This is a genomic window from Kitasatospora sp. NPDC058492, assembly GCF_042720685.1.
In the GTDB taxonomy this organism is placed as follows: domain Bacteria; phylum Actinomycetota; class Actinomycetes; order Streptomycetales; family Streptomycetaceae; genus Kitasatospora.
In genome coordinates, this window is record NZ_JBHXMU010000089.1 from 18,424 (window position 1) to 32,335 (window position 13,912).

The 13,912-nt window shown below is 73.8% G+C and carries 15 protein-coding genes; 5 read left to right on the top strand and 10 right to left on the bottom strand.

Going from position 1 to position 13,912, the window contains the following annotated elements; translation table 11 throughout:
- Nucleotides 1-11: 11 nt before the first annotated feature.
- Both ACFWPI_RS36355 and dapE read right to left on the bottom strand, forming a co-directional pair.
- Entirely contained in the window at nt 12-821 is an 810-nt protein-coding gene (locus ACFWPI_RS36355; RefSeq protein WP_350879904.1) for a TIGR00730 family Rossman fold protein, read from the bottom strand.
- Nucleotides 822-944: 123 nt separating this feature from the next.
- Nucleotides 945-2,021: a succinyl-diaminopimelate desuccinylase gene (dapE, locus tag ACFWPI_RS36360; RefSeq protein WP_380378442.1), complete on the bottom strand. Its 1,077-nt coding sequence runs from the start codon at nt 2,019-2,021 to the stop codon at nt 945-947.
- Nucleotides 2,022-2,190: 169 nt separating this feature from the next.
- Here dapE and ACFWPI_RS36365 point away from each other — a divergent pair, with 169 nt between their 5' ends.
- Together ACFWPI_RS36365 and ACFWPI_RS36370 are read left to right on the top strand one after the other, a co-directional pair.
- On the top strand, nt 2,191-3,255 hold the full coding sequence (locus tag ACFWPI_RS36365; RefSeq protein ID WP_380378444.1) for a hypothetical protein: 1,065 nt from the start codon (nt 2,191-2,193) through the stop codon (nt 3,253-3,255).
- 279 nt (nt 3,256-3,534) lie between these two features.
- A complete protein-coding gene (locus tag ACFWPI_RS36370) occupies nt 3,535-4,302 on the top strand; it encodes a hypothetical protein (RefSeq protein ID WP_063347939.1) in 768 nt (255 codons plus the stop codon).
- A 63-nt stretch (nt 4,303-4,365) separates the two neighbouring features.
- Here ACFWPI_RS36370 and dapC read toward each other — a convergent pair whose 3' ends face one another.
- Together dapC and fdxA are read right to left on the bottom strand one after the other, a co-directional pair.
- Nucleotides 4,366-5,514: a succinyldiaminopimelate transaminase gene (gene dapC / locus ACFWPI_RS36375; RefSeq protein WP_380378446.1), complete on the bottom strand. Its 1,149-nt coding sequence runs from the start codon at nt 5,512-5,514 to the stop codon at nt 4,366-4,368.
- Between the two features lie 20 nt (nt 5,515-5,534).
- Nucleotides 5,535-5,861: a ferredoxin gene (gene fdxA / locus ACFWPI_RS36380; protein ID WP_030061559.1), complete on the bottom strand. Its 327-nt coding sequence runs from the start codon at nt 5,859-5,861 to the stop codon at nt 5,535-5,537.
- Between the two features lie 131 nt (nt 5,862-5,992).
- Here fdxA and ACFWPI_RS36385 point away from each other — a divergent pair, with 131 nt between their 5' ends.
- Entirely contained in the window at nt 5,993-7,006 is a 1,014-nt protein-coding gene (locus tag ACFWPI_RS36385; RefSeq protein WP_380378447.1) for a GNAT family N-acetyltransferase, read from the top strand.
- 87 nt (nt 7,007-7,093) lie between these two features.
- Nucleotides 7,094-7,966: a transglutaminase-like domain-containing protein gene (locus tag ACFWPI_RS36390; RefSeq protein WP_350879909.1), complete on the top strand. Its 873-nt coding sequence runs from the start codon at nt 7,094-7,096 to the stop codon at nt 7,964-7,966.
- A 107-nt stretch (nt 7,967-8,073) separates the two neighbouring features.
- Here the strand turns inward: ACFWPI_RS36390 and ACFWPI_RS36395 are convergent, their stop codons facing one another.
- On the bottom strand, nt 8,074-8,703 hold the full coding sequence (locus tag ACFWPI_RS36395; protein ID WP_380378448.1) for a response regulator: 630 nt from the start codon (nt 8,701-8,703) through the stop codon (nt 8,074-8,076).
- Nucleotides 8,704-8,783: 80 nt separating this feature from the next.
- On the opposite strand from ACFWPI_RS36395, the gene ACFWPI_RS36400 reads away from it, so the two are divergent.
- The gene (locus ACFWPI_RS36400; RefSeq protein WP_380378449.1) at nt 8,784-9,284 is read left to right on the top strand and encodes a GNAT family N-acetyltransferase; all 501 of its coding nucleotides are present in this window, start codon (nt 8,784-8,786) and stop codon (nt 9,282-9,284) included.
- A 37-nt stretch (nt 9,285-9,321) separates the two neighbouring features.
- Here ACFWPI_RS36400 and ACFWPI_RS36405 read toward each other — a convergent pair whose 3' ends face one another.
- The 5 genes from ACFWPI_RS36405 to ACFWPI_RS36425 form a co-directional block, all read right to left on the bottom strand.
- Nucleotides 9,322-9,672, bottom strand: coding sequence for a hypothetical protein (locus ACFWPI_RS36405; RefSeq protein ID WP_380378450.1), 351 nt, complete (start codon nt 9,670-9,672; stop codon nt 9,322-9,324).
- A 14-nt stretch (nt 9,673-9,686) separates the two neighbouring features.
- The gene (locus ACFWPI_RS36410) at nt 9,687-10,949 is read right to left on the bottom strand and encodes a sensor histidine kinase (protein WP_380378451.1); all 1,263 of its coding nucleotides are present in this window, start codon (nt 10,947-10,949) and stop codon (nt 9,687-9,689) included.
- A gap of 8 nt (nt 10,950-10,957) precedes the next feature.
- On the bottom strand, nt 10,958-11,680 hold the full coding sequence (locus ACFWPI_RS36415; RefSeq protein WP_363372553.1) for an ABC transporter permease: 723 nt from the start codon (nt 11,678-11,680) through the stop codon (nt 10,958-10,960).
- On the bottom strand, nt 11,677-12,624 hold the full coding sequence (locus ACFWPI_RS36420) for an ATP-binding cassette domain-containing protein (protein WP_380378453.1): 948 nt from the start codon (nt 12,622-12,624) through the stop codon (nt 11,677-11,679). Before ACFWPI_RS36420 ends, ACFWPI_RS36415 begins: the two co-directional genes overlap by 4 nt.
- A gap of 217 nt (nt 12,625-12,841) precedes the next feature.
- The coding region (locus tag ACFWPI_RS36425) for a S9 family peptidase (protein WP_380425297.1) at nt 12,842-13,912 on the bottom strand (1,071 nt) is incomplete at its 5' end.

The following is a 13,912-nucleotide window of genomic DNA, read 5'->3' on the forward strand; positions in this document are numbered from 1 at the left end:
GGCCGGAGGGCCTAGATCTGGTTGGTCGGCCGGCGGGTGTCGGCGAGGATCTTCATGACCTCGTCGATCTCGTCGGTGATGTGGAACAGCTCCAGGTCGTGCGGGGCCGCCTTGCCCTGCGCGACCAGGGTGTTCTTCAGCCACTCGTAGAGGCCGCCCCAGTACGCGCTGCCGAAGAGGATCACCGGGAAGCGGGTGACCTTCTTCGTCTGCACCAGGGTGAGCGCCTCGAACAGCTCGTCCAGCGTGCCGAGCCCGCCGGGCAGGACCACGAAGCCCTGGGAGTACTTCACGAACATCGTCTTGCGGACGAAGAAGTAACGGAAGTTCAGCCCGAGGTCGACGAACTCGTTGAGGCCCTGCTCGAAGGGCAGCTCGATGCCGAGGCCGACGCTGAGGCCGCCGGCCTCGGAGGCGCCGCGGTTGGCGGCCTCCATGGCACCCGGGCCGCCGCCGGTGATCACCGCGTAGCCGGCCTCGGCGAGGGCCCGGCCGATGGCCACGCCGGCCTCGTACTCGGGCGAGTCGGCCGGGGTCCGGGCGGAGCCGAAGACGCTGATCGCGGGCGGGAGTTCGGCGAGGGCGCCGAAGCCCTCGACGAACTCGGAGGTGATCCGCAGCACCCGCCACGGATCGGTGTGCAGCCAGTCGGTCGGGCCGGTGGTGTCCAGCAGCCGCTGGTCCGTGGTGCTCGTGCCGACCTGGTCCCGGCGCACCAGCACCGGGCCCTTCTGCTTCTCGGGCCAGGCCTTCTTCTTCCGCGGCGCGCCGACCTGCTCGGGGCCGTGTCCGTAGTGCTTCTCGTCTCCTGTGCCTGTCATGACGAAACCCTACGTCCGGTGATCCCGGTTTTCAGGCAACAGGGGAAGGTCGGTTGGGCGACCGGAAGATGGCGCTCAGCCGATGATCGGCCGGTCGGACCGGCCGATCATCGGAGCGGCACCTCAGCTGGTCAGCCAGGCCCTCAGCCGGTCCTCGGTCTCCGCGATGGCGCTCAGCGAGCAGTGCTCCTCCCGCTTGTGCGCGAGGTTCGGGTCACCGGGGCCGTAGTTGACCGCCGGGACGCCCAGCGCGCTGAACCGGGCGACGTCGGTCCAGCCGAACTTGGCCCGGGCCTGGCCGCCGGTGGCCTCCAGGAAGGCCTGGGCGGCCGGCTGGGCGAGCCCGGGCAGCGCGCCCGGGGCGAAGTCGGTGACGGTCAGCTCGAAGCCGTCGAAGACCTCCCGCACGTGCTTCTCCGCCTCCGCCTCGCTGCGGTCCGGCGCGTAGCGGAAGTTGACCGTCACGACGCACTCGTCCGGGATGACGTTGCCGGCCACGCCGCCGTCGATCCGGACGGCGTTCAGGCCCTCCCGGTACTCCAGTCCGTCGATCTCCACCCGGCGCGGCCGGTAGTCCGCGAGCCGGGTGAGCACCTCGGCGGCGTGGTGGATGGCGTTGTCGCCGAGCCAGCTGCGGGCCGCGTGCGCGCGCACGCCGGTGAGCCGGATCTGCGCCCGCAGGGTGCCCTGGCAGCCGCCCTCGACGACCGCGCCGCTCGGCTCCATCAGCACCGCGAAGTCGGCGGTCAGCCAGTCCGGGTGCTCCCTGGCGAGGTGGCCGAGGCCGTTGCGGTGGGCCTCCACCTCCTCGCAGTCGTAGAACACGAAGGTGAGGTCGCGGTTGGGCTCGGTCAGGGTGGCGGCGAGCCGCAGCTGGACGGCGACGCCGGACTTCATGTCCGAGGTGCCGCAGCCGTAGAGCAGGTCCCCCTCGACGTGGGAGGGCACGTTGTCGGCGATCGGCACGGTGTCCAGGTGGCCGGCGAGCAGGACGCGCTCGGGGCGGCCGAGGGTGGTGCGGGCGACCACGTTGTTGCCGTACCGGTCCACGGTCAGGTGCGGGTAGCCGCGCAGCGCGGTCTCCACGGCGTCGGCGAGCGCCTGCTCGTCGCCGCTCACCGACGGGAAGTCGACGAGCCGGGCGGTCAGCGCGCCGCCGTCGAGGGTGAGGTCCAGGGGCGTCGGGTTCGGGCTGCTCATGGCGCCAGCCTAGTCCGCGGGGTGTGCGCCCCGCGTGGCGCTTGCGTGACGCGGGGCGCGGCGGCCCGCCCCGGAGCGAGCGGGCGGGTAACCGCAACCGGGTGGCGCCGCACACCCGTCCGAGTGGGTACGGTGTCGGATCAAGAAGCAAGGCGCGAGAGGGGCGACGGTGGCCAGGAGAAAGAGCGGCGAGGAGCTGGGCGAGGAGTTGGCGCCCCCCCGCCGCGGTCCACTGCGCGCGCTGTTGCTCGTGATCGTCGGCCTGCTCGGCCTCGCGCTGGTCGCGGGACTGGCCGTGGTCGGCATCTGGTGGTTCGGCTTCAAGCAGGGCGAGCCCGAGGGCTGCACGGTGAAGACCGCGGCCGGCAGCGGCACGCTGGAGCTCCCGCAGGCGGCCAACGCGGCGACGATCGCCGCGGTGGCGCGCTCGCGCGGGCTGCCGGACCGGGCGACGACGATCTCGCTGGCCACCGCGATGCAGGAGTCCAAGCTGCGCAACCTCGCGGGCGGCGACCGGGACTCGATCGGCCTTTTCCAGCAGCGGCCCTCGATGGGCTGGGGCACGGCGCAGCAGATCGGGGACCCGGTCTACGCGACCAACAAGTTCCTGGACGGCCTGGTCAAGGTGCCCGGCTACACCCGGCTGCCGCTGACCGACGCGGCCCAGGCCGTGCAGAAGAGCGGCTACCCGCAGGCGTACGCCAAGCACGAGACCAAGGCGACGCTGCTCACCTCGGCGCTGGCCGGCCGGGAGCCCGGTTCGTTCTCCTGCGTGGTGCGCGAGTACGCCAAGCCGGATCCGGCCGACTCGTCCTCCCCCACGGCGAGCGCCTCCGTCTCCCCGGCCGCCTCCCAGCCCACCGCCGCGGACCGGGCCCAGGTGCTGTCCGACCGGGTGCGCCGCGAGTTCGGCCGCACCGTGACCCCGGCCACCGGGTACGCCTCGACCATCAAGGGCGCCGAGAACGCGGTCTCGCTCACCCCGGACCCGTCCGCCGCCGCGCTGACCTCCTCGGCCGACGGAGCCGACGGCGGGATCACCGCCGAGCGGGCGAGCGGCTGGGAGGTCGCCCACTGGGCGGTCGCCCAGGCCCAGCAGCTGGGCATCGCGACGGTCGCCTACGACGGGAAGATCTGGCGCAAGGCCAAGTCGGAGGACGGCTGGCAGTCGCAGACCTCCGGGACGTCGACCAAGCTCGTTCAGGTCACCCTCGCCACGTCCGACAAGGGCTGACGAACCGACGTTCGGGTGGCCGCCGGACGGGTGAACCCGGTCAACCGCGGTGGACCGGGAGCCCGCCGTGGCGGCCCTGCTGGAGAACCGTCACTCCCCTTGCCCGGGGCCGGGTCCACGGGGGCCGTACGGGCCCGCCAGACGCCGTCACGCCGGTCCTACGATCCGATGGTCGGTCAGACACTTTCCTGATCCAGGCCGAAACCTTCTGGCTTCTCAAGCGGTAACACCGTCGTCCGCCCGGCGGACGTGACGGACCCAGACCCTCCGAGGAGCCCCATGTCTCACCCCCTCACGCGACGGATCGCCAGCGCCGCGCTGCTCGTGGCGGCCGGCGCGACCCCGCTGGTCGCGGCCGGCTCCGCGTCCGCCCTGGGCGGCGACGCCCTGCTGCCCAAGAGCGACCTGGTCGCGCCGCTGGGCCAGCTGACCAACACCGACACCGGTTCCACCCTCCAGCACACCACCCACCAACTGGGCCAGGCCGCCGGCAGCACCGGCGCCGCCACCGTCGCCGCGGGCGTACCGGCCTCCGCCGACGCCGCCGGCAACATCGTCGCCCACCAGCTCCCCGAGGCGAACGAGAAGGCCAGCTCGCTGACCGCCCCGGTCGACCAGACCGCCGCCACCACCGGCCAGCTCTCCGCCGTCACCCCGAAGGTCGCCTCCGCACTGGCCGGCAAGCTCGGCGAGGCCGTCACCGGCAAGGGCGTCGGCACCCGCAGCGCCGCGGCCAGCCCGGTCGGCGGGCTCGCCCAGACCGGCTCCATCGCCAAGGGCCTGCCCGGCGCCGACAAGCTCGCCGGCGCCGTCCCCGGCACCAACGCCGTCACCGACGCGCTGCCGCTCGGCTCCGTCGCACGCGCGCTGCCCGCCCTGCCCGCCACCGACGTCCTGGGCCTGGCCGAGCACGGCTCGGCCAACCGCCTCGGCGGCGCCGACCTCGGCCCGAACAACCCGCTGTCCGGCCTCACCGGCGCGCTCGGCCCGATCGGCGGCCTGCTGGGCGGCGTGAACGGCGGCAGCATCAGCGGCCTGCCGCTGTAACCCGACCCGGGTACGGCGAAGGGGCCGGTGTTCCGTTCGGAACACCGGCCCCTTCGGCGTCGGTCAGCGGGCCGCGTTCAGCCGCTCCACGGCCGCGGCCACCCGCTCGTCGGTCGCGGTGAACGCGACCCGGACGAAGCGCTCGCCGGCCGGCCCGTAGAAGTCACCGGGCGCCACCAGGATGCCCAGTGCGGCCAGTTCGGCCACGGTCTCCCAGCACGGGCGGTCCTGCGTCACCCACAGGTAGAGGCTCGCCTCCGAGTGCTCGACCCGGAAGCCGTACGCCTCCAGCGCCGCCCGCAGCGCCGAGCGCCGGGCCGCGTACCGCTCCCGCTGCTCCGCCACGTGCGCGTCGTCCGACAGCGCCGCGATCGTCGCCGCCTGGACCGGCGCCGGCACGATCATGCCGCCGTGCTTGCGGACCTCCAGCAGCTCCCTGACCACCACCGGGTCACCCGCCACGAAGGAGGCGCGGTAGCCGGCCAGGTTGGAGCGCTTGGAGAGCGAGTGGACGGCCAGCAGGCCCTCGTGGCCCGCGCCGCAGACGTCCGGGTGCAGGACCGAGACCGGCTCGGCGGACCAGCCCAGCTCCAGGTAGCACTCGTCGCTGACCAGCAGCGCCCCGTGCTCCCGGGCCCAGGCGACCGCCCGGCGCAGCTCGTCCCCGCCGAGCACCCGGCCGGTCGGGTTGGACGGCGAGTTCACCCAGAGCAGGCGGACCCGCGAACCGTCCAGCTCGTCCACCGAGTCGTACTCGACCGGCTCCGCGCCGCACAGCCGCGCGCCCACCTCGTACGTCGGGTAGGCCAGCCGCGGGTAGGCGACCTGGTCGCCCGGGCCGAGGCCGAGCTGGGTCGGCAGCCAGGCCACCAGCTCCTTGGAGCCGACGGTCGGCAGCACGGCCTGCGGGCCGATCTCGGCGCCGCAGCGGCGGTGCAGCCAGCCGGCGATCGCCTCGCGCAGCTCCACCGGGCCCCACACCGTCGGGTAGCCCGGCGTGTCGGTGGCGGCGGCCAGCGCCTTCTGGATCACCTCGGGGACCGGGTCCACCGGGGTGCCCACCGAGAAGTCGCAGAGACCGCCCGGGTGGGCCAGCGCGGTCGCCTTGTACGGCTCCAGCTTGTCCCAGGGGAAGACCGGCAGGAGGTCGGAAACGCGGCGCGCCGCCCCCGGGTGACCCGGGAACGGCGCGCGCGTGCTGTTGGTGTTCACAGCTCAGATGCCACCGATCGTCAGTGGTCGGCGTTCTGCGGCGGCAGAGCGGCGATGAAGGGGTGGTCGCGCTCGATCAGACCCAGCTTCGAGGCGCCACCGGGCGAACCCAGATCGTCGAAGAACTCGACGTTCGCCTTGTAGTAGTCCTTCCACTCCTCCGGGGTGTCGTCCTCGTAGAAGATCGCCTCGACCGGGCAGACCGGCTCGCAAGCGCCACAGTCGACACACTCATCCGGGTGGATGTAGAGCGATCGCTCGCCCTCGTAGATGCAGTCAACCGGGCACTCTTCGATGCACGCCTTGTCCTTCACGTCGACACAAGGCTGCGCGATGACGTAGGTCACGCTGTCGTTCCTCCTCGGAAGGGCCGTGGCGGCCCGTTCTGTTCTGCTCGCGTGCGCGGTGAGCGCGGCGTCGTCGATGCCCGCCCCTAGTATCGCGGGTCGGAGACCGCAAATGCACAGGAGGTGCCCAGATGACGGCAGGCGGCCCGGCCCAGGACCGTCCGGAGGTCCGGATAGATCGCTCTGACGTGGGACGACGTGTGTCCGTCCGCCGCCTCTCGGGGTTCGTGGACGACCGTCCGGTGTTCCGGGATTCGATCGGCGTGCTCACATCGTGGGACGATCATGGACTGACGGTCGCCCCGCGGACCGGCGACCCCGTCTCCTTCGCCGAGAAGCTGCTGGTCGCGGGCAAGGTCGTGCCGCTCTTCCCGGCCCGGCGCGCGCCGCTGCCCGCCGCCACGCCCGTCGAACTCCAGCGGATCGCGGCCCGCGGCTGGCCCGCCGTCGAACAGGAGCCGCTCGGCGGGTGGACGCTGCGCGCCTCGGCCGGGTTCACCCGGCGCGCCAACTCCGTCCAGGCGCTCGGCGACCCCGGACTGCCGCTGCCCGACGCGCTCGCCGCCGTCCGCCGCTGGTACGCGGCGCGCGGCCTTCCCGCGTACGTCGAGGTGATCACCCCGGGCTCGCCGGACGAACTGCGGGCCGAGCTCGACCGGCTGGGGGCCGGCTACGCGCCCACTTTGGTGCGCACCGCACCGCTGGCAGGGCTCGCCCGGACCGGCTCCGGGCCCGAGCGGGTCCGGCTCGCCCGGACCGCCGACCCGGCCTGGCTCTCGCTCTACCGCCGGGTCGGCGAGGACGAGGCGCTGGAGCAGGCCGCCCGGCAGGTGCTGCACGGCGGGCCGTCGGTCTGGTTCGCCACCGTGCCGGGCGCCCCCGGACAGCCGCCGCTGGCGATCGGACGCTGCGTCATCGACGGGCCCTGGGCCTGCTTCGGCGCGATCGAGGTCGCGCCGTACGCCCGGCGGGCCGGGCTGGCCACGACCGTCATGGCGGTGCTCGCTGCCCGGGCCGCCGAGGAGGGGGCGACCGGCGGGTACCTCCAGGTCGAGGCGGACAACACCGGGGCGATCGCGCTCTATGACGGACTCGGCTTCACGACCAGTCACACTTACCACTACGCCCTTCTCCCCCAGGAGTAGCACCGCCCGACCGCACCGCCGCCCTGCCCGCCCGCCGCTCCTCGCCCGCCTTTGCCCGCCCGCCGTACGAAAGCCGTCGCCGTCACCGTGACCGAGCAGAGCAGAGACCGCTTCCGGACCGCCGCCCGCGCCGAGCATCCCGACCCGGTGCTGCTCTGCCTGCTCGCCGCCGCCGAACACGGCCCGGTCCTCGACCCGGACGACCCCGGGGAACCGCCCAGCGTGGACGCCCTGCTCGCCGCCTGCGAGGCCGCCCTCGACCGGCACGCGAGCGCCGTCCGGCTCGCCGTCGCCGAACGCGCCCCCGCCGGCCCGGAGGAGACCGCCGCCCTGCTCGCCGCCGTCCTCGGCGGGCGGGAACGCTTCCACGGGCGGCAGTCCGACTACCGGCGGCTCGAATCCTCGCTGCTGCCCGACGTGCTGCGGCGGCGGCGCGGACTGCCGATCATGCTGTCCCTGGTGTGGATGGCGGTCGGGCGGCGGGCCGGGCTCGCCGTCCACGGCATCGCGCTGCCCGGCCACGTCATCGTCGCCGTCGGAGGGCCGGGCGGCGGCGACGAGTACGTGCTCGCCGACCCCTTCCACGGCGGGCGGCTGCTCGACCCGGACGACGCCGAACGCCTGGTCCGCGGCGCCGGGCAGGAGTTCAGCCCCGACCTGCTCACCCCCGCCCAGCCGCTCGACCTCGTGCTGCGCGTGCTCGGCAACATCCGCGCCTGGGCCGCCGACCGCCCCGAACACGCCCGCACCCAGCTCTGGGCCACCGAACTCGCCCTCCTGCTGCCCCGCCACCCCGCCCAGCTCCGCCTCGAACGCGCCGAACTCCTCGTCCGCACCGGCGACTTCCTCGGCGGCTCGGCCGAGATGGACGCCTTCGCGCAGATCCTCGACACCTTCGACCCCGACACCGCCGCCAAGGTCCGCCAGGAGGCCCGGGCCGCCCGGCACCGGCTCAACTGACGACCGCCCGAGAACGCGCTCGGAGCCAGTCTGGGGCGCGCTCGGAGCCGGCCGGGGGCGAGCTCGGAGCCGGTCGGGGGCGCGCTCGGAGCCGGTCGGGGGCGCGCTCAGAGCCAGCCCTTCTCCCGGGCGATCCGCACCGCCTCGGTGCGGTTGCGGGCCTCGGTCTTCTGGATCGCCATCGACAGGTAGTTGCGGACCGTCCCCTCCGACAGGTGCAGCCGCCGCGCGATGTCCGCGTTCACCGCCCCGTCCGCCGCCGCGCCCAGCACCTCCCGCTCGCGCGCCGTCAGCGGGTTCGCCCCCTCCGCCAGCGCGGCCGCCGCCAGCACCGGATCGATCACCCGCTCCCCGCGCAGCACCCGGCGGATCGCCTCCGCCAGCTCCGAGGCCGGCGCGTCCTTCACCAGGAACGCGTCCGCCCCCGACTCCATCGCCCGCCGCAGGTACCCCGGCCGGCCGAAGGTCGTCGCGATCACCACCCTCGTCCCCGGCGCGTTCCGGCGCAGTTCGGCGGCCGCCTCGATGCCCGTCATCCCCGGCATCTCGATGTCCAGCACGGCCACCTGCACCTCGTGCGCCAGCACCGCCGCCACCACCTCGTCCCCTCGCCCCACCTGCGCGACGACGTCGATGTCCCCCTCCAGCCCGAGCAGCGCCGCCAGCGCCTCCCGGACCATCCCCTGGTCCTCGGCGAGCAGCACGCGGATCAGGGCCCCGTTCTGAATGTCACTCATGGCCACGACCTTAGGGCGCCGGAGAGACCGCGGAATGAATTCGCCTGGCTCGCCGAAGCCCTGCGGGCCAGACTGGCCGCATGCTGAACCTGGAGCGCCTCCGCCCGGACCACGCCGACGCCCTGCTGGCCTTCGAGCGCGCCAACCGCGACTGGTTCGCGCGGACCGTTCCGGACCGCGGCGACGCCTACTTCGCCGAGTTCCCGGCCCGCCACGCCGCCCTGCTCGCCGAACAGGACGCCGGCGTCTGCCGGTTCCACGTCGTCCTCGACGCGGCCGGCGCCGTCCTCGGCCGCGTCAACCTCGTCGACATCGCCGACGGCACCGCCGAACTCGGCTACCGCGTCGGCGAACACGCGGTCGGCCGGGGCGTCGCCACCACCGCCGTCGCCCACCTCTGCCGGCTGGCCGCCGCGGACTACGCCCTCACGTCGCTGACCGCCGTCACCACCCTCGACAACCTCGCCTCCCGAGCCGTCCTCACCCGCAACGGCTTCACGGTCGTCGCCGAACTCACCCTCGACGACCGCCCCGGCCTCCGGTTCAGCCGCTCCCTCACCGACGGCCGGCCCTCGGAGTAGGAAGTCGGCCCGGCCGACTTCCCACTCCGGATGCGGGTCAGAGCCAGCGCTGGGCGGCCTCGACACTGTCGGAGCCACTGGTGTTGAAGGCGATGGCGGCCTGCGGGGCGTGGCGGCGGACGAGGTTGACGACGAGTTCGAAGAAGGGCAGGGCGGGTTCGGGCTTGCGGATGCCGCCGCCGATGACGACGACGTCCCAGTCCCGGCCGGCGAGGGCGGCGGTGATCGCGGGCCCGGCCGTCTCGTCGGGAGCGACCAGGGCCATCGCCGCGTCGATGCCGTGGTCGGCGAAGCGGGCGAGTTCGGCGTCGAGAACGGCCCGCAGGCCGTCGCCGTCCATGCCGGGGACGGTGTGCGGGTCGAAGCCGAGGACGAGTGCGGTAGCCATGCCGGGGAGGACGGTCAACCCGAGCGTCCGGGTTCCGTGCCGGCCGGCGCGGTGACCGTCCGCAGCGGAACGAGGGCCCGGAGCCGGAAGCCCCGGCCCCGCTCGCCCGGCCCGGCCTCCAGCCGCCCGCCGACCAGGGCCAGCCGCTCCTCCAGACCCGAAAGCCCGTTGCCCGGCTGGGACTTGCCCGGCCCGCGCCCGTTGTCGGCGATCTCCAGGACGGCGTAGCGCTCGCCGCCGCCCTCCCAGCTCTCGTCGGCCGTGACGGTGCAGACGGTGGCGCCCTCGCCGTGCCGGACGATGTTGGTGACGGCCTCGCGCAGGGCCCAGGCCAGCGCGCCCGCCTCTTCGTCGGCGAGCCCTGGCCAGGTGTCGGCCAGTTCCGGCGCGGCCTCCAGCCGGACCTGTGCGGCGGCCAGCGCGGTGCGGGCGGCGGCGAGTTCGACCGGCAGGGTGGGGCGGCGGAAGCCGGTCACCGCCTCCCGGACGTCGATCAGCGACTGCCGGGCGACCTGCTCGATGTCGGCGACCTGCGCCCGCGCCGCCTCGTCCTTGCCGGCGTCCATGAACCGCCCGGCCAGTTCGCTCTTCAGCGTGATCAGCGACAGCGAGTGCCCGAGCAGGTCGTGCAGGTCGCGAGAGAGGCGCAGCCGTTCCTCAGAGGCGGCCAGGTGGGCGACGGCGGCGCGGGCCTCGCGCAGTTCCTTCATGGTGGCGACCAGCCGCTGCATGCCGGTCATCGCGGCGCCGGAGAGGAAGGTGGTGAAGGTCAGGGTGGGGATGGTGTCGCCGCCGGCGTGGCTCAGCACGCCGACGGTGGCGGTGAGCGCGGCCATGGCAGCGACGCCGGGCAGCGCGTAGCGCACCGGCAGGACCACGGCGACGCACACCGAGGCGTAGGTGAAGAGGGTCAGGAAGGCCTCACCGAGAACGAAGGCCGAGACGATCGCGAGCACGACCATCGTCGCGACGATCAGCCGACAGGCCCGGGGCCGCATCCCGACCATCGAGCGGAAGATCACCAGCAGGACGTAGCCGCCGACGAAGACCGCCAGGCAGAGCCAGCCGAACACCCGGGCGGCCGTCCCGTGCCCGCCGTGCAGGAGGTTGCCCACCGGGTAGGCCAGGTAGATCGTCCACAGCAGCATCCAGCTGACCTTGACCAGCAGTTGCCGCCTGGTCTCGATCGGCGAGCCCGGGACGGTCATGAACGACGTGCGCGCCGGACCCGCCTCCGGCTGCTCGTCGGATCGGCGGGTCTGGCGCGGCTCGGTCATGTCGGTCATCATGCCTGGCGGGTGTCGCGGCGGTACAGCGCCGCCGCGGCGACGACGAACACCGCGAGGAAGGCGGCCAGTCCGGCGACCGCGCCGGTGTCCAGGGAGTGCCCGGGCCGGGTGAACGCGGCCAGTTGGTTGTACAGGTACACCGGATTGAACCGGGCGAACTTCTCCAGCGAGCCGCTCACCGGGAACCACGTCCCGCCGAACAGCGCCATCACCATGTAGGTGATCATCACGATGGTCTGCACCGAGTCCGGCGCCGCCGCGTACCCGAGCGCCACCCCGAGTGCCGCGAACACGAAGCTGCCCAGCCACAGCGCCGCCGCCAGACCGGCCCACTGCGCCGCGCCGAGCGACACGCCCTGGACCGCGCCGAGCGCGAAGACCACCAGGATCGCCGGCAGCGTGGTCACCGAGCTCGCGGCGATCTTGCCGAGGGTGTACGCCCGGCCGGGCAGCGCGGTGAGCCGCAGTTGGCGCACCCAGCCGCTCTTGCGCTCCAGCGAGATCCGCTGCGCGCTGCCGGTGAGCACCGCGCCGACCGCGCCGAAGGTGGCCATCGAGACCATGAAGTAGGTCTTCACCGACAGGCCGCCGGCCAGTGGGGAGGAGCCGTAGGCGTGGGTGAAGAAGAAGTACATCAGCGCCGGGAAGGCGATGGTGAAGACCAGGTAGCGCCGGTTGCGGAAGGTCCGCAGGATCTCCAGCCGGATCAGGGTGGTCATCGCACGGTCTCCTTCGCGTCCTCGTGCCGGTCCTGCGCGCCGGTGATCGTCAGGAAGGCCTGTTCCAGGCCGAGGCCGGTGACTTCCAGCCCGCGCGGGTACAGGCCCGCCCGGTAGAGCCCGGCGACGCTGGCGTCGGCGTCCGCGGTGCGGATCCGGACGGTCCGCACGCCCGGCACCCGGGCGGTGACGTCCAGGGACTGCACGCCCGGCAGCAGGCGTAGCACGTTTTCGTCGAACTCCCCGTCCACGTCGTGGAGTTCGAAGGCGACTCGGCGGGCTCCGGCGCGCGCCTTGATCTCGGCGGAGCTGCCGTCGGCGATCAGCCGGCCCCGGTGCAGGACGAGGACGCGGTCGGCGATCGAGTCCGCCTCCTCCAGGTAGTGGGTGGCGAACAGCACCGTGCGCCCGGCGTCGGCCTGCGCCCGCATGCTCGCCCAGAACGCCTGCCGGACGGTGACGTCCATGCCGGTGGTGGGCTCGTCCAGCACGATCAGGTCGCTGTCGCCCGCGATCGCGAGCGCGAAGCGGACCCGCTGCTCCTGGCCGCCGGACAGCTTGTCGGCCCGGCGCTCGGCCAGTTCGGTGATCCCGGCGTCGGCCAGCACCTCCTTGACCGGCCGGCCGCGCGGGTGCACGGCGCGGGCGAGCTCGACCAGCTCGCGGACCTTGGCGTCGGCCATCAGCCCGCCGCTCTGCAGCATCGCGCCGACCCGGCCGGACACGATCGCCTCCCGCGGGGTGCCGCCGAACAGCGTGACGCTGCCCTGGTCGGGCTGGCGCAGGCCGAGCAGCAGGTCCAGGCTGCTGGACTTGCCGGCGCCGTTCGGGCCGAGCAGGGCGACGGTCTCGCCCGGGCGCAGCACGAGGTTGAGGTCGTCCACGGCGCGCACCCGCCCGTAGCTCTTGCCGACGCCGCGGAAGGCGGCCACTTCGGTGCTCATCGCCCTGCTCTTCTCTCCTGGTGGTGTCGCGCCCGTGGTCGCGATCGGTGTCGCGATCGGTGTCGCGATCGGTGTCGTTCGCACCACCTCAGGGTCCCGTGCGGGCGGGGTGCGGCGGCAGTGTCCGCCGTCGTGCCTTCGGTATGACGGATGTCATGGCTGCGGCCGGTACCCGGGTCAGGGGTACCGGCCGCACAACCGCAGGTCAGGCCGGTTGTCAGAGGCCCAGCGCGCGCTTCACGAAGTCGACCTGGAGCAGCAGCAGGTTCTCCGCGACCTCCTCCTGCGGCGTCATGTGCGTGACGCCGGACAGCGGCAGCACGGTGTGCGGGCGGCCGGCCGCGAGCAGCGCGGAGGACAGCCGCAGGGTGTGCGCGGCGACCACGTTGTCGTCCGCCAGGCCGTGGATGATCATCAGCGGCCGCTCCAGCCCGGCGGCGTAGCCGGTCAGCGAGTTGGCCGCGTACACCTCGGGCCGCTCGGCCGGGTGGCCGAGGTAGCGCTCGGTGTAGTGGGTGTCGTACAGCTCCCAGTCGGTCACCGGGGCGCCGGCGACGGCCGCGTGGAAGACGTCGGGGCGGCGCAGCACGGCGAGCGCGGAGAGGTAGCCGCCGTACGACCAGCCGCGGATGGCGACCCGGCCGAGGTCCAGCGGGAACTCCTCGGCGAGCGCCTGCAACGCGTCGGCCTGGTCGTCGAGGGTGGCCCCGGCGAAGTCGAAGGCGATGGACTTCTCCCAGGCCGGGTTGCGCCCGGGGGTGCCGCGCCCGTCGGCGACGACCACGGCGAAGCCCTGGTCGGCGAACCACTGCGAGTTGAGGTGCGGGTTGTGCGCCTGGACGACGCGCTGGCCGTGCGGGCCGCCGTACGGGTCCATCAGGACGGGCAGCAGGCCGTCCCGCTCGCGGTCGTAGCCGGTGGGCAGGAAGACGGCTGACGGGATGCGGCGCTCGCCGGCGAAGCGGAACACCGGGCGGGCGGTGATGACCGGGGTCTCGGCGTAGGAGGCGATGGTGGCGACGTCGTCGACGACCACGCCTTCGGGCAGGTCGCGGGCGACCTGGACGAGGGTGCCGGGCAGGTCGGGCTCTGCGGTGGCGCGCACGGTGATCCCGCCCGCGTGCACGGCGCTGGTGACGGAGGTGAACGGACGGCCGTTGGAAGACTCCCAGCCGAGCCGCTTGCCGTCGTGGCTGATCCGGCCGACGGCGATCCAGCCGGGCTCGGGGTCGGTCTCCGCGGCGCCGCCGGAGGCGGTGAACAGCACCTCGGCGTCGGTGACGGCGAC

Bases quoted from the DNA above. Each gene is read 5' to 3' on its own strand.
- ACFWPI_RS36400 (WP_380378449.1), top strand. From the start codon at position 8,784: ATGCTGAACCTGGAGCGCCTCCGCCCGGACCACGCCGACGCCCTGCTG.
- ACFWPI_RS36395 (WP_380378448.1), bottom strand. From the start codon at position 8,703: ATGAGTGACATTCAGAACGGGGCCCTGATCCGCGTGCTGCTCGCCGAG.
- dapE (WP_380378442.1), bottom strand. From the start codon at position 2,021: ATGAGCAGCCCGAACCCGACGCCCCTGGACCTCACCCTCGACGGCGGC.
- ACFWPI_RS36410 (WP_380378451.1), bottom strand. From the start codon at position 10,949: ATGACCGAGCCGCGCCAGACCCGCCGATCCGACGAGCAGCCGGAGGCG.
- ACFWPI_RS36370 (WP_063347939.1), top strand. From the start codon at position 3,535: ATGTCTCACCCCCTCACGCGACGGATCGCCAGCGCCGCGCTGCTCGTG.
- ACFWPI_RS36420 (WP_380378453.1), bottom strand. From the start codon at position 12,624: ATGAGCACCGAAGTGGCCGCCTTCCGCGGCGTCGGCAAGAGCTACGGG.
- ACFWPI_RS36405 (WP_380378450.1), bottom strand. From the start codon at position 9,672: ATGGCTACCGCACTCGTCCTCGGCTTCGACCCGCACACCGTCCCCGGC.
- ACFWPI_RS36385 (WP_380378447.1), top strand. From the start codon at position 5,993: ATGACGGCAGGCGGCCCGGCCCAGGACCGTCCGGAGGTCCGGATAGAT.
- ACFWPI_RS36415 (WP_363372553.1), bottom strand. From the start codon at position 11,680: ATGACCACCCTGATCCGGCTGGAGATCCTGCGGACCTTCCGCAACCGG.
- ACFWPI_RS36355 (WP_350879904.1), bottom strand. From the start codon at position 821: ATGACAGGCACAGGAGACGAGAAGCACTACGGACACGGCCCCGAGCAG.